General features: G+C 69.2%; 12 protein-coding genes. 5 read left to right on the forward strand and 7 right to left on the reverse strand.

What is annotated here, in order from left to right:
- Positions 1-45 precede the first annotated feature (45 nt).
- Positions 46-5,214, reverse strand: coding sequence for a cupredoxin domain-containing protein (locus FJV41_RS25515; protein WP_141645154.1), 5,169 nt, complete (start codon positions 5,212-5,214; stop codon positions 46-48).
- A 576-nt stretch (positions 5,215-5,790) separates the two neighbouring features.
- Between FJV41_RS25515 and FJV41_RS25520 the strand changes: the two genes are divergently transcribed.
- The 3 genes from FJV41_RS25520 to FJV41_RS25530 all read left to right on the forward strand — a co-directional run bounded on the left by FJV41_RS25520 (position 5,791) and on the right by FJV41_RS25530 (position 11,732).
- Positions 5,791-10,074, forward strand: coding sequence for a lamin tail domain-containing protein (locus FJV41_RS25520; protein WP_141645155.1), 4,284 nt, complete (start codon positions 5,791-5,793; stop codon positions 10,072-10,074).
- Between the two features lie 81 nt (positions 10,075-10,155).
- On the forward strand, positions 10,156-10,938 hold the full coding sequence (locus FJV41_RS25525) for an exodeoxyribonuclease III (RefSeq protein ID WP_141645156.1): 783 nt from the start codon (positions 10,156-10,158) through the stop codon (positions 10,936-10,938).
- Positions 10,939-10,958: 20 nt separating this feature from the next.
- Entirely contained in the window at positions 10,959-11,732 is a 774-nt protein-coding gene (locus tag FJV41_RS25530) for a lysophospholipid acyltransferase family protein (RefSeq protein WP_141645157.1), read from the forward strand.
- A 30-nt stretch (positions 11,733-11,762) separates the two neighbouring features.
- Here the strand turns inward: FJV41_RS25530 and FJV41_RS25535 are convergent, their stop codons facing one another.
- Entirely contained in the window at positions 11,763-12,308 is a 546-nt protein-coding gene (locus FJV41_RS25535) for a hypothetical protein (RefSeq protein WP_141645158.1), read from the reverse strand.
- 56 nt (positions 12,309-12,364) lie between these two features.
- On the opposite strand from FJV41_RS25535, the gene FJV41_RS25540 reads away from it, so the two are divergent.
- On the forward strand, positions 12,365-13,510 hold the full coding sequence (locus FJV41_RS25540; protein ID WP_141645159.1) for a hypothetical protein: 1,146 nt from the start codon (positions 12,365-12,367) through the stop codon (positions 13,508-13,510).
- Between the two features lie 12 nt (positions 13,511-13,522).
- Here the strand turns inward: FJV41_RS25540 and FJV41_RS25545 are convergent, their stop codons facing one another.
- Entirely contained in the window at positions 13,523-13,987 is a 465-nt protein-coding gene (locus FJV41_RS25545) for a universal stress protein (protein ID WP_141645160.1), read from the reverse strand.
- Positions 13,988-14,178: 191 nt separating this feature from the next.
- Between FJV41_RS25545 and FJV41_RS25550 the strand changes: the two genes are divergently transcribed.
- Complete coding sequence (locus FJV41_RS25550; RefSeq protein WP_141645161.1) at positions 14,179-15,048, forward strand: SDR family NAD(P)-dependent oxidoreductase; 870 nt, start codon at positions 14,179-14,181, stop codon at positions 15,046-15,048.
- Positions 15,049-15,057: 9 nt separating this feature from the next.
- Here FJV41_RS25550 and FJV41_RS25555 read toward each other — a convergent pair whose 3' ends face one another.
- From FJV41_RS25555 to FJV41_RS25570, 4 genes are all read right to left on the reverse strand, one after another.
- Positions 15,058-15,852 carry a trypsin-like serine peptidase gene (locus FJV41_RS25555; RefSeq protein ID WP_141645162.1) on the reverse strand — a complete coding sequence of 265 codons (795 nt, stop codon included), beginning with the start codon at positions 15,850-15,852 and terminating at the stop codon, positions 15,058-15,060.
- A gap of 354 nt (positions 15,853-16,206) precedes the next feature.
- The gene (locus FJV41_RS25560) at positions 16,207-17,694 is read right to left on the reverse strand and encodes an FAD-dependent oxidoreductase (protein WP_141645163.1); all 1,488 of its coding nucleotides are present in this window, start codon (positions 17,692-17,694) and stop codon (positions 16,207-16,209) included.
- Positions 17,691-19,037 (reverse strand): 2Fe-2S iron-sulfur cluster-binding protein, encoded by a 1,347-nt coding sequence (locus tag FJV41_RS25565; RefSeq protein ID WP_141645164.1) that lies wholly within the window; start codon positions 19,035-19,037, stop codon positions 17,691-17,693. Before FJV41_RS25565 ends, FJV41_RS25560 begins: the two co-directional genes overlap by 4 nt.
- A gap of 256 nt (positions 19,038-19,293) precedes the next feature.
- A partial coding sequence (locus FJV41_RS25570; RefSeq protein WP_141645165.1) for a polymer-forming cytoskeletal protein occupies positions 19,294-20,414 on the reverse strand: 1,121 nt, incomplete at its 5' end.

A 20,414-nucleotide genomic window follows, 5' to 3' on the forward strand; every position in this document is an offset into this window, starting at 1 on the left:
GGTCAGAGGTGGACCGCGTCGCCCGGAACCGACAGAGAGCAACCGCTACTTCACCCGGTACACGCCCCACAGGCCGCCAGCGCTCCACAGGAAGCTGGCGTGGTCCCGGTAGAGGTAGTCGCCCTTGACGCTGGAGGCACCGCCCGCGCCGTACTCGGGGATCATCGTGTACGACTGCATCACCGACGCTCCGCCCTGGGTGGAGATGATGGGTGACGTGGCGTTGGGGCCCATGACGCGCGACTGGCTGCCCGCGAGCCACGGGTTGCGGCGCCACTCCGCGCCATGCATGGAGATGGCGTGCTGCCGTGAGTGACCGGAGGGATGGCCGAAGCGCCAGCGCACCGGGTCGTTCACCTGGACCTCGAACACGGGCGTGGCCGGGTCGCCATGCGCGGTGGAGCTCAAGATGTCGCGCAGGTCATAATCGTTGAGCGTCTCCATGTCCGTCTGGGGCGGCACGCCCAGGCGGGCCCACAGGGGCTCGGTGCGGTAGTTGAAGCCCTTCTGTCCGGTGTCCTGCGAGTCGTCGATTCCCGCCGTGTTGCGCAGCGCCGTGCCGCTCTCCAGGCCATCCGTGTCCCAGAAGGTGGAGTCATCACTGTGCAGGCCCAGGTCGTCCTGGAAGAGGGCGACGAACTCGCGGAACGTCTCCGGCTTGCCGTCGGCCCGGGTGTACGAGACGTAGGCCTGGGCCTCGGTGCCGGGGTCGGCCGTCCATGCGGCGTCAGCGGGCTCGATGACGAGCGCGCCGATGGCGCCGTGCATGCCGTGGTTCACCACGTCCGCCATGTTGCGCAGGTTGACGATGCCGAACTCCATGGGCGTCCTGCGGCCCCAGGGGAACGGGGTGCCGAACGGCGAGCTCTTGAACTCACCGGCGAACCACCGGTACGCGCGCGAGCCGCCGGGCGGAACCGTCTGCACCGCGTTGAGGCCCACGTTGGCGCCGTCGTCCACGTTGACGTCGTAGTTGACGAGCTGCGGATGCAGCGACACGTGGTTCGACATCCTCACCTGGTTGACGTTGAAGCGCGGAGTGATGGCCGAGTGGTGCGCCCAGACGTACGACTTCGGCAGGGTGGTGGATGGCAGCCGGTTGGTCAGGATGACCTGGATGCACTCACCCGCGCGGGCCCTGAGGATGAGCGGCTCCGGCTTGCGCGTGCCGGCCTTCAGCCCGGCCAGGTGCGCGTCCTGCGCGAAGATGATGGCGTCCGGGTCGTAGATCTTGTGCGCGTCGTTGTAGACGAGCCGCTTGCCGGCGATGTGGTTCTTCGCGTCGATGGCGGAGACCCGGTACAGCCGCACCGGCGAGCCCTTCGGACACGAGTCCGTCTTGATGGGCTTGATGCCGAACCACTGGAGCGCCTCGTACTGGAGCACCAGGTCCTTGTCGATTCGCATCATCCCCTCGCGGTCCGCCATGAGGTGCTCGACGGTGCGCTGCTTCACCGGCTTGCCCGTCTCGTCCACCTCGTAGGAGTCCTCCACGGAGTCGCGTTCCTTCTCCGGGTCCAACACCTCCAGGCCCGCCTCGTCGGGCAGGTCCAGCAGGGTGAACGGCGGGTAGGGCTGCACCTCTCCGTTCGCCGCGCCCCGGGTGGCGACGGACTGGAGCTTCGGGTTCTCGTCCGCGGCCAGCAGGGCCACGTCCGCCAGGGTGCGGGTGTTTCGCAGCCGGTTCTTCGTCGTTCGGAGGATGCCCCACATGCCGTTCCACAGGTCGCCCGTGGAAGCGCTCATGTACATGTAGTCCGCCGTCTCGTACGGGCCGATGATCTGCGGCAGGCCGCCGGTCAGGTTGAACTCGAACTTCTCCGAGATGCCGATGGGCTGCGCGTTGTAGAAGCCGCTGTCCGTGTCATACAGCTCCTTGAGCCATTTGTTGCCGTGGAGGGTGAAGGAGTGCTGCTCCTCCTGTGAGCCCTGGATGAGGCGGATGCGGATGTTGTCGCCCGGGTTGCCGTACATCACCGGCGTGTACGGGTCGCCGTGGATGTCCGAGCGGAAGACGTTGGCCATGTCTCCGCGCGTCCCGCTGCGCTGCACCCGATCGCTGCAACTGAGGCGAGTGGAGATGCGGTGGGGGATGGGCTCGTTGTGGTAGTTGATGGTCATCCCGCCCGGGTCGGCGGCGCTGATGGCCTCCGGCATGGGTGTGGACTCGAAGCCGACCGCCCACGGCAGCTTCTCCTCCTTGTAGTTGGGCGGGTTCACCGGCTTGCCGCACTCGTCGTAGAGGGGCACGTAGTCCGCGAAGGCGATGGCGAACTCGCGGAAGCTGTTCGCCGGGTTCGGGGTGATGATGTCCGCGTTCCAGCTCGTCGGGCCACCGTCCGCGACGCGTGAGCCGTAGAAGATGCCCGTGCGAGGGTCCCTCCACTTGGAGCCCTTCGGTTCGACGATCAGCGCGCCGTAGAAGCCGTGCTGCTGATGTGACGACGGGCCGAAGTGGTCGTGGGTGAACACGGTCTCCAGCGGGTGCTCCTTGCCCGAGTCGCTGAGCAGCGGGTCCGCCCACCATCGCTGCACGCTGGTCTGCGCGGTGCCCGGCGCGCGGGGGATGCGCGGGTGCGACGCGGGCGCGGTGAGGTACACGCGCGCTCCCGTCTCGCCCACGTTGCCATCCGCCACGAAGGCGCCGCCCGCCGCGTTGGCCAGGTGGATGCGGTGCGCCACCGTGTCCGAGGACAGCGTGCCGTCCTCGTAGTTCCAGCCGTTGCCGGCGCCGTCCGCCGCCGTCACGTCGAACTTCACCAGGTGGATGTGCTGACCGATGATGTCCGTGGGCGTGTAGATCTGGAAGTCATCCGGCGCCAGGTGCGCGGGGATGAGGTTGGTGGCGTAGAAGTTGATGCACTCGCCCGACTCGGCGCGGAAGAAGAAGGGCTCTGGAGGCCGCTTGCCGTCCTGGGTGGCCGGCACGTCCTCGTTGAGCACCATCAGTCGCGCCTGCGGGTCATGCCAGCCGGCGCGGTTCACCCGCTGCATGGCGATTTGGAGATAGGTCGCGCGGTAGTTGCGCTTCGTCGTGCGCGCCGGACACGGGTCCGCGAAGGGCGCACCGGCGACGGGCTGCCGGCCGTTGACGAGGAACTTCCCGGTGCCCCCCAGCGCGGTGTAGCCGGGGTAGTACTTCACCGTCTCCGCGAAGACGGGGTCGTTGTGCAGCGGCACGATGGACGGCGCGGTGGCTCCGACGGAGCTGGGGAAGTCGCCGGAGTGGAAGGCCATGGCGGCCTTCTCCGTCGGGGTGCCAGCCTGGGGCAGCAGCTTGATGTTGAGCGCCGTCGGGTCCACGTCGAAGCGCCCCGAGTTGCCATAGGCCACCGGGCCCACCGCGTTGGTGACGATGTGGCGCGGCAGACCGCCGTCGAACTCCAGGTCCAGGGGCGCCTGGGGCGTCCGGCGGCCGGGCATGCCCGGGATGTAGAAGGGGTAGCCGGGGAACGCGGGCCGCGTCATCGGGCCCGACGGTGTGCTCACCGTGGTGGCGACATACGTGGGCATGGGCGGCATGGCCCGGCTGGGGATGGGGATGACGGCCGGGTTGGGCGTGCCGTTCTTGATCTCCGCGTCGGGCAGCACGCGGTCCTTGGTGCCGGCCTCGAACACGTCATGCACGCGCCACAGCGCCCACATGCCCTGGGCGAAGTGCGGATACAGGTGGCAGTGGTGGATGGAGTCGCCCACGGTGAGGTTGCGGTTGCCGGAGCCTCCGAAGTTGATGTCGTAGGTGAAGGCCGAGCCGGGGCTGACCGTCTGCGAGTCCAGGTAGTTGGAGTCCTGGGCGCCGGGGGAGTACTTCCACTGGTGGGCGTGGAGGTGGAAGACGTGGGTCTCCGCGGGGCCCGCGTGGATGTTGCGGATGCGCACCGGGTCGCCCAGGTAGCTGTGGTGCACGTTGGTCGGGTCGTCCGGATAGAGCGCCGCCACGGCCTTGCCTGAGGCGTCCTTCTCCACGTTCATCGCCGGGTCGCCATTGGCCCAGGACTCGAGGAAGAACTCCTCGTACTCGCAGGTGACGCAGTCCTTGGTGGGGCCAATCTTCGCGCGGTTGGCGATGAGCTCCGCGCCCAGGCCCGCCACGCCGTAGTTCACCCCGAAGCCGTCGCGGACACTGTGGAACGTCGGGTTCCACTCCAGCTCGTCGAAGGCCTGAACCGCCTTGATTTCATCGTGGTAGATGGCCGTGAGTTCGCGGAAGTGGCCCTGGTCGATGGACGTCCGGGTGCCCACCGACGTGCCCTTGTAGCCGGTGATGATGGCCTCCAGGTCGCCGTGACGGATCTGCCGATTGGCGTCCAGGATGGCCAGGTACGGACGGTTGGAGTCATCCAGCTTCTCGTACTGGATGAGCGGCGTGCCGTCCGGGTTGGTGCCCGTGGTGACGGACTTGAGCACGGTCGCGCTCACCTTGGAGCGGTACCAGCTGCTGCCCGCGGGCTCCACGTTGACGGCGCCGAAGAGGCCCTGCGCGGTGGAGCCTCCGTCGCCCTCGCCGCCGAACGAGGCTCCCATGCTGTGGAAGAAGAAGACGCCCTCGTGGTCGGCGTACCACTCGTAGTCGAGCGAGCCTCCGGAGGGCACGAGGCTGCTGGGGTTGTAGCCGACGTTGGCGCCGTCGGAGAGGATGTTCCGGTACTGCAGGCCCTGCACGTGGATGGAGGCGTGGCGCGTGGCGGGGGAGTTGTCGCGGTGGTCGCTGTCCGCCTCCTTGTCCTCGCCGAGCCAGAACCACCGGCCGCCCACCGCCTCGCCCTTGATGAGCGAGAGGACGGCGTCATACGAGGGCGTCCACACCCAGAGCGGCAAGAGCTTGCGCAGGAAGCTCTGCGTGGTGGAGCCGCCCGCCTTGCTCGGGCCGGGCTGGGACTCCTCCGCGCTGGGAATCGCCGAGCGGGTGGGGGCCAGCCAGTTGGTGAACTTCACGTGGAGGCAGTCCCCCACGTTGGCGCGCAGCGTGAGCGGGCGGGGGCGCTTGTTCGTCTTCAGGCGCGCGTTGCCGGGCCCCGCGGGCTTGCTCGGGCTGATGGCCTCCACGTCCTCACGGAGGGCGTAGATCATGCCCGTGGGGTTGAAGGAGCCCAGCCGGTTGTAGGTGTAGACCTGGTCCAGCGCCACCACGTCCGCGAAGATCGTCCGCGTGCACGTGGGCTCCGCGACCGCCTGTGGAGAGGACCCCACCAGCTTCTCCTGCGTGGGCGCCATGGGCTGGTGGCCTGGCGCGGCCCGCGGGGACGCGTCGGTTCCGTCCGGTTGGCAGGCGAGGCTGGAGACCAGCGCGGCCGCCAGGAAGGATCGCCCGAGCGTGGGCGCGACCCGGCCTCCGGGTAGGGGTCTCCCCCCCGGGTGTTGTCGATTCTTGGTTGAAGACACACATCCCCCTGAACCGCCCTCGCTGAGAGCGATTTCATGATTAAGCCGTGAGGCACGACCTTTGTGTTTCTGAGAGACTTCTCAAGAAACACAGACATCCAGTCCGTGTTTCCGATGTCTCACTATGGGCGTCGCCGACGGGAAGTAAACACTCCGCGTAAGCGTCCGGACTCGCGACACTTCGTGCCCGCACTGGGAGGTTGTCTGAGAGGATTCAAAGGAACAGGGATGTGGTGGTTAACCCTTAGAGTCTCTAAAACACGGGAATTGCCCGAGTTTTCCTGGGGTGGAAAGCACCCCCGGAGTTGCATTTTGCTACGGTGTTGTTGAAATTTTGCTGATTGAAAGATGCATGACGGTTGTAGGATTCAGCCCCCCGCAGGTTTGCCACTCCGGAGCGTCCCCTACATGTCCTGGTCTTTCCGCCAACTGCTGGCGCCTCTCACGGCGCTGCTCCTGGTCGTCTCAGCTTGTGATGGTGACGACCCTCCTTCCAACCCTGTCTGTGGAAATGGTGTCGTCGAAAGTGGCGAGCGCTGTGACGACGGCAACACCACCAATGGGGATGGCTGTGAAAGAAGCTGTCAGCCGACGCCTGACGCGGGCACGGATGCCGGTCCCACGGTACCTGACGCGGGTGAGCCGGATGCCGGTGAGCCGGATGCCGGTCCCGTAGAGACGGACGCGGGCACGGATTCGGGCACGGACGCTGGCCCGGTGGAGACGGATGCGGGCACGGATGCGGGCCAGGTGGAGACGGACGCCGGTCCTGTCGAGACGGACGCCGGCATCGACGCAGGCCCCGGGGAGACGGATGCGGGTCCGGTGGAGACGGACGCGGGCACGGACGCCGGTCCTGTGGAGACGGACGCGGGCACGGATGCCGGCCCGGTGGAGACGGACGCGGGCACGGATGCCGGCCCGGTGGAGACGGACGCGGGCACGGATGCCGGCCCGGTGGAGACGGACGCGGGCACGGATGCCGGCCCGGTGGAGACGGATGCGGGGACGGACGCCGGTACTGGCGAGCCGGATGCGGGCTCGGGGAGCGATGCCGGCACGGACGCTGGCTCGGGTGAGACCGTCGTGATGTGCCCGGCGGCGAACCTGCCGCCTCCTCCGACGGGGTCCTGCTCGGTGGAGTCGGGCGGCGCGGCGCGACTGTTCACGGGCATCATCCTGGCGCCGGACAAGGTCTACCAGGGCGGGCAGATGCTCGTGGACTCCGCGGGCATCATCCAGTGCGTGAGCTGTGATTGCTCGCAGACGCCAGGCGCGTCCACGGCCACTCGCGTGACGTGCCCGCAGGCGGTGGTGTCGCCGGGTCTCATCAACTCGCATGACCACATCACGTTCCAGGCGGCGCCCTACGTGGCGACCGGCTCGACGGTGGAAGAGCGCTACGAGCACCGCCACGACTGGCGTGAAGGCAACAACGGCCACACGCGCATCTCCGCGGGCGGCACGACGAACGCGGATGGGATTCGCTGGGGCGAGCTGCGCCAGGTCATCGCGGGCACCACGTCCATCGCCGGTTCGGGTGGCGCCAAGGGGTTGCTGCGCAACCTGGATGCGCCGAACCTCTCCGAGACGGGCAGCAACCAGGAAGGTCTGGGGGCGGGCTCGGGCGCGAACTACCAGACGTTCCCGTTGAGCGACAGCGACGGTCGCGAAGTGGCGAGCGGCTGTGGCTACGCGGGCATCGACACGCCGTCGGACATTCCGGCCGCCTCGGCCTATCTGCCGCACATCGCCGAGGGCATCGAGGGCACCGCGCGCAACGAGTTCCTCTGCCTCTCCGGTCAGCAGTCCGGTGGCCAGGACATCCTCAGCCCGCGTACGGCCATCGTCCATGGCATCGGGCTGCGCGCCGCCGACATCTCCATGATTTCGGGCAAGGGCAGCAGCCTCGTCTGGTCGCCGCGATCCAACATCGGCCTGTATGGCGATACCGCCGCCGTCCCGCTCTACAAGTCCCTGGGCGTGAACATCGCGCTGGGCACCGACTGGCTGCGCTCCGGCTCCATGAACGTCCTGCGTGAGCTGCGCTGCGCGGACTCGTTGGACAGCGATTACTTCAACAACTCGCTGACCGACGCGGAGACGTGGGCGATGGTGACTGGCAACGCGGCCCACGCGTTCCAGGCCACGAACACGGGCGCGCTGGCTCCGGGCAAGCTGGCGGACGTGGCCATCTTCCGGCTCAACGGCCATGTGGACTCGCCGTACCGCGCCGTCATCATGGCGGAGCCCGCGGACGTGGTGCTGACGATGCGCGGCGGCACGCCGCTCTACGGTGAGGCGGCGGTGGTCACCGCCCTGGGTGGCGCGAGCTGCGACACGCTGGACGTGTGCGGCGCGATGCGCTCGGTGTGCCTCCAGTCGGAGATCAGCACGTCGCTGGACACGCTGAGATCGCGCAACAACGGCGCCTACCCGCTGTTCTCCTGCACCGTGCCGGCGAGCGAGCCGGTGTGTGAGCCGCGCCGCGCCTCCACGGACTCCCGCTACCCGGCCTCCGTGACGGGCTCCACCGTCTACTCCGGTGACCCCACCGGCACCGACGTGGACGGCGACGGCATCTCCGATGCGCAGGACAACTGCCCGGCGGTCTTCAACCCCGTGCGCCCGATGGATCAGGGCCTCCAGCGGGACGAGGACGGCGACAACGTCGGTGACGCGTGCGACGTGTGCCCGCTGAACGCGAACACCACGCTGTGCGCGCGGCCCAACCCGAACGACTCGGATGCCGACGGCGTCATCAACGCCGTGGACAACTGCCCGGGTGTGCCCAACGCCGACCAGTCCGACGCGGATGGCGACGGACGTGGCGACGTGTGTGACATCTGCGCGTCTCCCAACCCGGGCGACACGGCGTGCCCGCTGTCCATCTACCAGGTGAAGGAGCCGGCTCCGGGTGGAGGCTCGGCGTGGGTGGGCCAGCGAGTGGGCCTGTCCAACGTCACCGTCACCGGCGTGGGCAGCACGGGCTACTTCGTCCAGGTCAACCCGTTGGATCAGGGCTACCAGGGCGCGGACTACTCCGGCGTCTTCGTCTTCACCCGCACGGCGCCCCCGAGCAACGTGGTGGCGGGCGTGCGAGTGAACGTCGACGGCACGGTGGCCAACTACTTCGGTCAGCTGCAGATCGCCACGCCCACGGCGACCATCGTCAGCCAGGGCAGCACGCTGCCGGCTCCGCAGGTGGTGACGCCCGCGGAGATCGCCACGGGCGGCCTGCGCGCCGGTCCGCTGGAAGGCGTGCTGGTGCGGGTGTCTCAGGTGGACGTGACGAACATCGCGCCCGCGCCGGGTGGCGGCGAATCCGCGCCCACCAGTGAGTTCGAGGTGAACGGCTCGCTGCGCATCAACGACTACCTGTACGCGTACCCGATGCCGGCGCTGGGAGACCGGTTCTTCTCCATCACCGGCGTGCTGGAGCTGCGCAATGACCACTCGAAGATCGAGCCGCGCTCCGCCGCGGACCTGGTGCCCGCGGGGACGGGTGAGGCGACGCTGGCCTCGCTGGCCCCCACGGGCGTGTTCGTGCGCTCGGGCTCCAGCGGCCCGACGTTCCCGGAGCCGCTGACGGTGACGCTCAGCGGCCCGGCGCTCCAGGACACGGTGGTGACGGTGGCGTCGTCCAGCCCCGCTGTCACCGTGGAGGGTGGGCAGGTGATGATCCCCGCGGGCCAGCGTTTCGCGGTCGTCATCCTGAGCGCTGACGCGTCGCAGGATCCGGACGTGCAGAAGGCCACGCTGACGGCCAGCCTGGGCGGCGTGACTCGCGATGCCCTGGTGCAGGTGCTGGCCGCGGATCAGCCGGCGGCGCTGGCGCAGCTCTCGCCCGAGGTCGCCGTGGTTACCGGAGGCTCCGCGTTCGCCTTCACGGTGACGCTGGATGTGCCTCCGGCGGTGGACACGACGGTGTACCTGGAGGTGCAGCCGGCCAGCCTGGGCGCCGTGCCGGCCGAGGTGATTGTGCGGGCCGACACGTTGTCCGCCAAGTTCGACCTGGTCGCGGCCAACGCCAGCGGTGAGGGCCTGGTCGTGGCCACGCTGGATGGCCAGACGGTGTCGGCGCAGCTTCGCGTGACGGACGCGCCCACGGGCGCGGACCACATCGTCATCAGCGAGGCGGCTCCGGCGGGCGCGGGCAATGCGAACGACGAGTTCATCGAGCTGTTCAACCCCACCGCCACCGCGGTGGACCTGTCCGGCTGGAAGGTCCAGTACAAGAGAGCGATTGGCGGCACGTACCTGTCCACCACGCTTCCGGCGGGTGCCATCATCCAGCCTCGCGGCTTCTACCTCGTGGTGCACGGGCAGTACGCGGGCGCCGTGAGCGGCGATGCGAGCTGGGGCACGGTCTTCTCCATGCAGGCCAGCGCGTCGGGCGGAGGCAACCTGCGCATCGGCCCGCCGGGGCTGGGCGTGAACGTGAACGACCCGGCCACGGTGGATGCGGTCGCCTACGGCACCGGCGATGCCCCCGAGGGCACGACCTTCTCGTCCATGCCGGCGGCGGCGGGGAGCTTCGAGCGCAAGGCGTCCATCTCCTCCACGGCGGCGACCATGGAGAACGGCTCGGATGCGACGGCTGGCAACGGGTATGACTCGCAGGACAACGCGTCCGACTTCATTCTCCGGACGACGCGTCAGCCCCAGAACTCCTCCAGCGCCACGGAGTAGTTGACGGGCATCCCCGGCCCCTACCGGTCTCTGAACCGGTAGGGGCTGGAAAACCCGGCCCGGCCGGGTCATAAGCGTTCCGTGCGAGTCGTCTCATGGAACGTGAATGGACTGCGTTCGGCCCACGGCAAGGGCTTCTTGCCGTGGTTGTCGGGCGCGAGGGCGCAGGTGGTGGCGCTGCAGGAGGTGCGTGCGCGCGCCGACCAGCTGCCCAACGAGGTCCGCACCCCGCCTCGATGGAAGACGCACTTCTCGTCCGCGGAGCGCCCAGGTTACAGCGGCGTGGGCCTGTTCTCCCGAGATGAACCCGACGCGGTGGAGACCCGTCTGGGCATCCCGGAGATGGACGTGGAGGGCCGGCTCCAGCTCGCCCGCTTCGGCAAGCTCACGGTGGCCAACGTGTACTTCCCCAACGGCAACGGGAAGGACCGGGACCTGAGCCGCATCCCCTTCAAGCTGTCCTTCTACCGACGCCTCTTCGCGGAGCTGGAGAAGCCGCTGCGCGATGGTGGGCGGGTGCTCGTGGTGGGCGACTTCAACACGGCGCATCAAGACATCGACCTGGCGCGTCCCCGGGAGAACCGCGAGACGAGCGGCTTCCGTCCGGAGGAGCGCGAGGAGCTGGACCGGTGGCTCCGGGCGGGCTGGGTCGACAGCTTCCGACACTTCCACAAGGGCGGCGGCCACTACTCGTGGTGGAGCCAGCGCTTCGGGGTGCGGGAGAAGAACATCGGCTGGCGTATCGACTACGTCCTGGCGTCTCCCGGAGCCATGGCCTACGTCAAGCGCGCCGCCATCCACCCCGACGTGTCGGGTTCGGACCACTGCCCGGTGAGCGTGGACCTGGACTCCGCTGTCCGCTGACGATTGCTCGAGGCTCTCTCATGAACGCACTGCTCTCCATCTGGACCTGGGTCGAGATTGGAATCGTCGCGCTGGTCGGTTTCTTCGTTCAGCTCGTCATCGCCATCTTCACGTTGCCGTTCGACAAGACGCGCTATGCCACGGGCCGGTGCTTCCGGATGGTGGGCGTCACCGCGGCGAAGCTGACGCCGTACTGGCGCTTCCGGGTGCACGGCGCGGTGCCGGAACGGGTGGCCCCCAACACGGTGGTGGTGAGCAACCACGAGTCCAACGCGGACCCGTTCCTCATCTCCCATCTGCCCTGGGAGATGAAGTGGCTGGGCAAGGCCAACCTCTTCAAGATTCCCGTGGTGGGATGGATGATGAGCCTCGCTGGCGACATCCCCGTGCACCGGGGAGACCGCGAGTCCGCCACGGGCGCGATGGCGCGCTGCAAGGAGTGGATGGAGAAGGGGATGCCGGTGATGATCTTCCCGGAGGGCACGCGCTCGAAGACGGACGAGCTGTTGCCCTTCAAGGACGGCGCGTTCCGGCTGGCCATCGAGCGTCAGGCGGACGTGCTGCCGCTGGCGGTGAGCGGGACGCGCAAAGCGCTGCCGAAGCACTCGTGGCGCTTCTCCACCTCGCGCGGCATGGTGACGGTGGGCACGCCCATCTCCACCAAGGGCATGACGATGGATGACCTGGAGAAGCTCAAGACGCTGGCGCGCGAGCAGATCCTCTCGCTGCGCGCCTCGCTCCAGCCGTTGACCCGGGACGCCGACTCCGCCCCGGATACCGTCAGCGCCGCGTAGCACCCCACGCGGGCTGGGAGGGGACGTCGTTCAGACGTCCTTGTCTTCGCCCTTGTCCTCGTCGTCCTCGTCGATGATGTGACAGCCCGTCTCTTCCTCGAGCGCTTCCTCGATGAAGCCGCGCAGCAGGTCCTTGCCGCCAATCTCGAAGGACAGGCTGACCCGGTCGCCGCCGATGACGCCGTCCTTGTCCACGGTGAGCTTGCCGCCGAGGGCGATGGCGCTGCCGTCCACGCGCGCGCCGTTCTGGATGCGGACCTCCCCACCCATGGAGACGGCGTCGCCCGTCACGCGGGCGCCGGCCTCGACGATGACGCGGCCCCGGATGGCGACGGCGTCGTCGACCCTGGCGCCCTTGCGGATGATGACGTTGCCATCCACGGCGACCGCGTCCGTCACCTTGTCCCCGGCCTCGATGACCAGGTCCGTGCCCTGCACGGCGCGGCTGCCATCCTTGGACGTGGTGGCGCAGACGACCTTGATGTCGTTGGGCTTCTTCGCCGCGTCATCCGCCGCGAAGGCCGGGAAGGTGAGGGTGGCGGCGAGGGCCAGGGTCGGCAGCAGCGATGAGCGCATGGGCGGGCTCCTGAGACATCCGAGTTGAGAGGCCTACGGACGAGGGCTCGCACTGATTGCATGGGGCGGTTGTTCCAGCCGGTGCGGGCCAGGGCACGCGCCTTGCTGTACGGTGTCCATCTGGCCCTGTCCCGAGGTCCGCACTGGCCGCTCCTTCGACGCAGCACGACGACTCCACCGACCTCACCATCTGGGTCTATGCCTTCGGGTACTTCGCGGCCTATGCCCCCTACAGCGCGCTGACGAAGGCGTTGTCGAGCGGCTCCCTGCCGGGCATGGAGGAGGGCATCGTCGGCTTCACGTTGCTGCCGGTGAGCGCGGCGACGTCGATGGTGGGCATGTTCATCTTCCTCACGCTCAAGCGCTGGTGGCGCTTCGCGGGGCACCGGAAGGTGCTGGGCCTGCGGGTGCCCTCGCCGGGGCCGTGGACCTTCCTGTCCGGGATGTGCTCGGCGGCCATCATCGGCACCACGACGCTGGCGTACACGCTGGAGGGCACCTCCATCGTCTTCATGATGCTGCTGATGCGCGGCGGCGTGCTGGTGCTGGCGCCCGTGGTGGACGTCCTGAGCCGCAGGCGTGTGCGCTGGCCCTCGTGGGTGGCGCTGGGCTTGAGCTTTTCGGCGGTGGTCGTCGCGTCGGGAACGGATGCGCGGGCCACCATGACGGTGGTGGCCATGGTGGACGTAGGCGTGTACCTGCTCAGCTACTTCATCCGGCTGCGCGCCATGAGCCGGCTGGCCAAGTCCGAGGACAAGTCGCTGTCCACGCGCTACTTCGTTGAGGAGCAGATGGTGGCCACGCCCTTCCTCGTGCTCGTGCTCGCCGGGGTGGCGCTCTGGGGTGGCTCCGCCGCGGCGCTGGACATCCGCGAGGGCTTCACCGGCATGTTCGCCCGGGGGCGGCTGTTGGAGGAGGTGCTGGTGGGCCTGCTGTCCCAGGGGACCGGCATCTTCGGCGGGCTCATCCTCCTGGACGCGAGGGAGAATGCCTTCTCCGTGCCGGTGAATCGCGCGTCCAGCGTGCTCTCTGGCGTGGTGGCCACGGTGGGGCTGTCGCTGTTCCTGGGGCTGCCCGGCGTTGGGACGCGCGAATTGCTCGGCGCCGCGCTCGTCATGGTGGCCATGTCGGTGCTCGCGGTGCCCACGGTGCTCGCGGCCCGACGGCGGGAGGCCGCCACGCGGGCGGCGCTCGGGCGCTAGGGGCGGTGCTCGCTACTTCTTGTCCGGCGCGACGTGCAGCGTGAGCACCGGGCACGGCGCGCGGGAGACGATCTTCTGCGCCACGCTGCCCAGCAGGAGTCGGGGGAGTCCCCGGCGGCCGTGGGTGCCCATGATGATGAGGTCGAAGCCCTCCTGCTCCGCGAGCTCGAGGATGGTGGAGGCCGCCTCGCCCACCAGCACCCGGTGCTTCAGCGTCACCTGCGGGGGCTCCATCTGCTGGAGGAGGGTCGCCAGCTCCTTGCGCGCCGTGTCCATGGCGACCTGCTCCAGCGAGAGGGCATTCCAGCCCGGCGCGGCCACCAGCAGGTCCGGCGCGACGTATTGAGGGGGCTCCCAGGCGTGAACCACCTCCACGGAGGCGTTGAAGGGCCTCGCCAGGTGCAGGGCGTAGTCGATGATGGTGCGAGAGCCCTCGCTCAAATCGATGGGAACGAGAATGCGGGACGGTGCGGCCATCGGCGGCTCCTCGGTGGTTGGAAAGGCCCCTACTAGGGGAATGGGGCCGGAAGACGCTCAGTGGAAGTTCCATGCCAGGGCTTGCCCGCCTGCTCGTACCCGTGCGCGCGCAGAGCTTGCGGGGAGGCGAGCGCGCTCCGCGATTCGTGCGCAGGATGGCCACCTGAACGAAGACGAGGTGCCTCTCTCCCATGCGTCCTCCCATTGACCAGGGCACGGTCCTCATCACCGGAGCGTCCGAGGGCATCGGCCGGGAGCTTGCCCGGCTGCTGTCGCGGCGCGTTCGCACGTTGGTCCTCGTGGACCGAGACGTGGCGCGGCTGAAGCCGTTGCGCGAGGAGCTGCTGTCCCTCTATCCCACCCTGGGCGTGCTGCTCGAGCAGTGCGACGTCTGCGAGTCGCGCGACATCGACGCGCTCGTCGCCTCGCTGGAGTCGCACTTCGTCCGGGTGGATGTGCTGGTGAACACCGCCGCCCTGGGGCGCCAGGGCTTGTACGCCGAAGCGCGCTGGGGAGGGCTCGAGGAGCTGCTGCGCGCGAATGTCTGGGTGCCCGCGCTGCTGACCCACCGGCTGCTCGCCCCCATGCTGGAGCGGGGGAGGGGCGGGGTGCTGAACATCGGCTCGGGCGCAGCCCAGCTCTTCCTGCCCGGCTCGACGATGTTCGCCGCCACGCAGCGCTTCCTCGACGGCTTCACGGAGTCGCTGCGGTTGGAGGTGGAGGGGCGCGGCGTGGTCATCACCCGCGTGGCGCCGGGTCCGCTGGGAGACGCGGGCTCCCAGGCGGTGGGCGCGGGCGTGGCGCCCTTCTTCCAGATTTCGCTGGAGCACTGCGCGCGCGTCGCCCTGGCGGCCTTCGAGCGGGGTGAGGCCCTGGTGTATCCAGGCTGGGGCCACCGGTGGGTGATGCGGTTGTTGCCCCTGCTGCCGCGCATGGTGAAGCGGGGCCTGGGACGGCTGGCGCTGCGAGGCGTGCGGCGGGAGGCCCTGACCGCGCCCGAGGCGCTGCCGGTGGGGCTCGCGTCACCGGTGCTGCTGGCGCGCGAGCCCACTCCGGCATGACGTGACGGACTAGAGGCCGATCTCCGTCAGGCGCGCCTTCACGCGGGTGGCCTTCACGCCGGTGTTGGCCGTGCCGCGGCCGGACGAGTTGCCGCCCAGACCGATGTGGTGCAGGCCGACCACCTGGTGCGTGGAGGACGAGAACACCGGCGAGCCCGAGGAGCCGCCCAGCGTGTCCGCGTCATAGGACAGGTCCGTGGTGGAGTAGTTCGCGTTCTTCACCACGCCCGGCGAGGACTTCTTCGTCGGGGCGCAGCCGGACGTCGTGTAGTAGTCGCAGTTCTGGTGCACGACGTAGACGCTCGCGTTGGTGGCGGCGTTGGTGGTCGACACCGTCAGCCAGCCGTACACGTTGCCGGGCAGCTGGCCGTTCGTGGCCGAGCAGCGCACCGCCGTCATGTCATCACCGGACCACGTCTTGATGAACGTGGCGCAGTTGTACCAGATGCGATCCGCCGAGGCGACGCCGTCCTCGTAGTTGAAGGACACGCGCGCGCCCACGGCCTGGGACGCGCTGCCGATGCAGTGGTTGTTGGTGATGATGACGTCGGCGGAGACGAGCCACGCCGTGCAGCGGCTGCCCACCGCGGGGATGGACAGGTAGCCCACCGCCTTCGAGCGCGTGCGCTGCGTGCCCGTCAGCGTGGTGGCGCCCACCCAGTTCACCGAGCCGACGATGACCGTGGACTCCTGGGACTGGAGCGGCTCGTTCGCCTCCACATCGGGAACGTCGGGAGCCTGCTCGGTACCGCATGCCGACAGGGCACCCACCAGGAACAACGCACGCATGCTCTTCGCGATCATCGGGGGACTCCTCCACCACGCGCGGGATTGCGCGCCGCGTGGGCCCTGGCACACCCCGTGCCAGCGTCATCCACGGGACACGCTCACTCGGGAGTCACTCACCCGCGCGCGCCCAGGTGGTGCGCGCGTGCTCCGGTTTGACGAGAGGCCATGTAAAGGCCCTTCGCGCCCCTCGGGACAAACCTCAGTGATTGTCGTGATTTACTTGTTTTTCTTGGAGTGTCGCTTTTGTGGGCAGTCGAGGAGCCCGGTGTCCCGTGCCAGGACAGCGACGGAAAAATCCACGGGCCGCGCTCCGCTCCACGCAGGAGGGGACGCGGCCCGTCGACGACGAGAGGCGGAGGCCTGGGGCGCTCAGCCGATGATCATGTCTTCTCGCTCCAGGCTGCCTTCGGCGAAGCGGCGCAGGTTGAAGCGGGTGAAGAGTTCGTCGGACTCACCGGTGACCATCCACTTCGCCATCCGCTCGGCGACGGCGGGGGCCATCATGAAGCCGTGGCCGACGAAGCCGGACATCTGGAGGAGGTTGTCCAGGCCGGGGGTGCGGCCGAGGATGGGGTTGTTGTCCGGCGTCACGTCGTAGCAGCCGGCCCACTGGCGCAGCACCTTGACGTGGCCCACGTGGGGCATCTGCTCCATCAGCGCGCGGGCGAAGCGGGACACGAAGCGCAGGGTGCTGCCCATGTTGAGCCCCGCGGGCTCCTTCGGGTCTCCCATGCCGCCCACGATTTCGCCGCGCATGGACTGGCTGAAGTACAGGCCCGAGTCGAGCACGGACACCAGCGGCCCCAGGAAGGGCTTGAGGGGCTCGGTGCTGAGGATTTCGTGACGGTGCGGCTCGTTGGGGAGCTGCACGTCGACGAGCTTCGCGACCTCGGGGCTCCACGCGCCCGACGCGAGGACGACGGTGTCACAGGCGATGTCGCCCCGGTCCGTCTTCACCTTGCGCACCTGGCCGCCGCTGACCTCGAAGCCGGTGACGTCCGTGTACGTCTCCACGCGGACGCCCTTCTTCTTGCAGCCCTGGGCGTAGCCCCACAGGAAGGGCCAGGGGAAGATGACGCCGTCCTCGGGATTGAAGGAGGCCGCCACGCAGCCCTTCATCGTCAGGCCGGGGACGATGTCGCGCGCCGCGTCCGGGGTGACCAGCCGCGTGGGCACTCCGTAGCGGTTGTGCAGCGTGACGTTGCGCTCCAGCCGCTTGGCCACCGCGTCCGTCCGGGCCAGGAACAGGTAGCCGCCCTGGCGCAGCCAGACGTTGATGCCCAAATCCCGGGCGAAGCCCTTCATCAGGTCGATGGAGCGCTTGGCCAACTCCACCAGCGCCGGAGTGCCCCACTGCATGCGCACGCCGCCGCCGTTGCGGCCGGACGCGCCCGCGCACAGGTAGCCGCGCTCCAGCACGACGACGTCCGTCTCACCCTCGCGCGCCAGATTGTACGCGAGCGCGAGCCCCATGATGCCGCCGCCGATGATGACCACCTTGGCCTTGGCGGGCAGGGGCCCCTCGGGCCGCAGCGCGCTGGCGAACGCGTCCACGTCCTGGGGCAGGCCGCCCACGGGAGGTTGGGACTCGTCCACCGGAGCGGAAGCCAAGAGGCGCAGCTCGGTGGGGAACAGGGGAGGGCGCGGCGTGAAGGGCACCACCGCGTCGGGCTTGAGGGCCTTCTCCTTCTCCAGCAGCGCTGCCACCGCCGACAGGCAGCTCTTGCCCTGGCAGATGCCGGTACCAAAGCCGGTGTAGCGCTTCACCGACTCCACATCGCAATAGCCGCGCGAGACAGCGTGCCGCACGTCATCCGCGGTGACGTCCTCGCACGAGCAGATCATCGACTTGCTCATGACAGTCCTCCCACCAGCGTCTGCGCCGCGCGGCGTCCCGCGGCAGCGGCGTCCTTCGCACTGCCTCCACCGGTGAGGTCGCCCGCCGCGAAGATGTCCGGGGCCTCGGTGCGTCCATCCGCGTCCGCCTCCACCCGGAACAGCCCGCGTCCGGCGTCGAACGACACCTTCGCGCCCCCCTGTCGCGCCAGCTCGAAGCTGGGGCTCACCGGCACGGACACCAGCACCGCGTCACAGTGCACCTTGCGCCTGCTGCCCTCGCGAGGCGTGAAGCTGAACGCGCTCACGGAGCGCATGCCGTGGGCCTTGGGCTCGGAGCCTTCCACCGCCAGCGCGTGGGCCCCCGAGGGCGGCGGGCCCTTCAGGTCCACCACCGCGGAGAGCTTCACACCGCGCTCTTCCAGGAGCCTGGCCAGGCCGTACAGCTCGTCGCCCCAGCCCACCAGCGCGGCGACCTTGGGCGCCACGTCGTGCCGGCGCAGCAACAGACTGGCCGCGCGCCCCGCGTAGACGCCGGGCAGGTCGTTGTTCTCGAAAGGCACCATGGGCGGGTGGCCGCCGGGCGTCAGCAGGAAGCGCTCCGCGTAGACCTTCAGGAGCCGCGTGCCCGTGGGCTCCCAGACGCCCACCGCGAGGAAGCGCCCCGCCTCGTCGTCATACAGGCCCAGCACGGTGGCGCGCGTGGTGAGGCTTGCCGGCGCGAGCGTGGCCACGTCCGTGATTTCGGGCGCGTCCCGCTCGGGCGCGCCGTGCGCGAGCCGTCCACCCACGTGGTCTTCGCGCTCGAAGAGGAGGAAGGGGATGCCGCGCTCGGTCAGTTCCCGAGCGGCGGCGAGGCCCGCGGCGCCCGCGCCCACCACGGCCACGCGGGTGCGCACCGTGCGCGACTCGGGCGGCGTGGGGGCGGCCTCCTTGGGCAACAGGCCCAGGCCGGCGAGCTGGCGGGCGACCTTGGCCATCACCTGCTCGGCGACGGGCACGCCGGCGAACATCTCGTGGTGGTCCAGGCCCTTGGGAAAGAACCAGTCGATGGTCTCGAACACGTCCACCTTCGCGGAGGGGTACGCGTTCTGCCGCTCCAGCTTCATGCCCTCCCTGGCGGGCGTGCGGCACGTGTAGACGTTGGGCAGGCCATCCACGCGCATCAGGCAGTGCGAGCACGCGGCGGCGAAGCAGTAGGGCCCGCGAGGGCGGTGGTACTTCACGGAGCGGGCAAGCATGGGCTCGCCGGCGGCGACCAGGGAGCACGCCACCGGCTCGCCTTCGATGGCGGGGATGCTCTCGCCCTCGAGGTCCACGGTGATGGCCCTGCCGCGCAACGAGGCGTCTGGGAGGCGTCGCATGGGTGCCGCGCAAAATGGCGTACCCGGACCGGGTGGTCAAAGCCTGTCGAGGCATGACGCACCCCGGTCATGGGGGCCATCCGACAGTCGCGGTGATGGCGCGATGGAACTTCTCTAAGACTGCCGCTGAAACGACACCGGGGACCGTCACGGGCCGTCTGGGCTCGTGGCGATCCCCGGTGGGTGTCTCTCGGGAGAGCGGACGGTGCGCTGTCCGCCTCCTTTGACGCGCCGGGCAATCCCCGGCGGCGGTGCGTTAGACCGGCTGCTCGGTGTGCGGGTGGATGGGCTCCGGCATCCCACTGCCACGCGGCCGGTAGCCGAAGCGGGTGCGGATGACCGCGCCCAGGGCGACCAGGACGACCAGGGTGGAGACGATGGCCCCGAGCACCGGGATGGCGCCCACCACCATCAACACCAACAAGCCCAGCGCCAGCACCACCGCCTGCGTCTTGCGACCGCGCATCACCGGCAGCCGCGTGCCCAGCTCGCTCGCCACCGCCGCGAAGCCGAGCGCCGCGGCCAGCGGGGCCGCCATCCACAGCACCAGCGCGGCGGGGATTCCGATGATGGTGATGGCCAGCACCACCGTGAGGGGAATCATCGCCACGACTCCGAAGAGGCCGGTGAGTCCGCTCTGCACCGGACGGGCGCGAATCTCGTCACCCACCTGCTTCATCCGCGCCGGGAAGAACATCTGTCCCAGGAAGCCCAGTCCGAAGAGCACCGCGAAGGTCAGGATGAAGGTGGCCAGCCCGCCCTCGTTGTTGTTGTCGTCGTCCGAGTCTCGCTCCTCGTGCTCGTGGCGCGGGTTGCGCGACTCCTTGAGGCCTTCCTTGAGCTCGCCGGCGACGATGCGGCCGATGTTCGCGCCGCCGAAGGTGTTGATGCTGCCCTCCACGTCCGCGCCGTCCTCGCGCTCCACGTTGCCGCCGAAGGAGGACACGTCGCCTTCCACCTTGGCGCCGGGCTTGAGGACGACGTTGCCGCCGAAGGCGTGCGCGTCTCCCTCCACGTGGCCGTGGATGACCAGGTTGCCGCCGAAGGCGACCGCGTCGTTCTCCACGTGGCCCTTCACGACGAGGTTGCCGCCGTACACCACCGCGCTCTGGACGTTCTGGGCTTCCTTCACCTCGAGCGACTGTCCGCGCGCCACGACATTGCGGCCACCGGAGCGGCGCGAGCGCTTCAGCTCGTCCCGCGTGCGGTGGATCTGCTCGCGGATCTGATCCCGCACCTCTTCCATCCCCTCCGCGTCGGAGCCGATGCCCTCCTCGGAGTGTCCCGACTCCGTGTCCGTCTCCTGAGCCAGGGGCGCCGGGGGCGCTGGAGGAGCCGCGGGCGTCGCCGCCACGGCGGGCGCGGGAGGAGCGGCGG

This window comes from Myxococcus llanfairpwllgwyngyllgogerychwyrndrobwllllantysiliogogogochensis, from assembly GCF_006636215.1.
Classification (GTDB): Bacteria; Myxococcota; Myxococcia; order Myxococcales; family Myxococcaceae; genus Myxococcus; species Myxococcus llanfairpwllgwyngyllgogerychwyrndrobwllllantysiliogogogochensis.

Coding starts and splice junctions, on each gene's coding strand:
- FJV41_RS25515 (WP_141645154.1), bottom strand. CDS start 5,214: ATGGCGCCCACGCAGGAGAAGCTGGTGGGGTCCTCTCCACAGGCGGTC.
- FJV41_RS25520 (WP_141645155.1), top strand. CDS start 5,791: ATGTCCTGGTCTTTCCGCCAACTGCTGGCGCCTCTCACGGCGCTGCTC.
- FJV41_RS25530 (WP_141645157.1), top strand. CDS start 10,959: ATGAACGCACTGCTCTCCATCTGGACCTGGGTCGAGATTGGAATCGTC.
- FJV41_RS25535 (WP_141645158.1), bottom strand. CDS start 12,308: ATGCGCTCATCGCTGCTGCCGACCCTGGCCCTCGCCGCCACCCTCACC.
- FJV41_RS25545 (WP_141645160.1), bottom strand. CDS start 13,987: ATGGCCGCACCGTCCCGCATTCTCGTTCCCATCGATTTGAGCGAGGGC.
- FJV41_RS25550 (WP_141645161.1), top strand. CDS start 14,179: ATGCGTCCTCCCATTGACCAGGGCACGGTCCTCATCACCGGAGCGTCC.
- FJV41_RS25555 (WP_141645162.1), bottom strand. CDS start 15,852: ATGATCGCGAAGAGCATGCGTGCGTTGTTCCTGGTGGGTGCCCTGTCG.
- FJV41_RS25560 (WP_141645163.1), bottom strand. CDS start 17,694: ATGAGCAAGTCGATGATCTGCTCGTGCGAGGACGTCACCGCGGATGAC.
- FJV41_RS25565 (WP_141645164.1), bottom strand. CDS start 19,037: ATGCGACGCCTCCCAGACGCCTCGTTGCGCGGCAGGGCCATCACCGTG.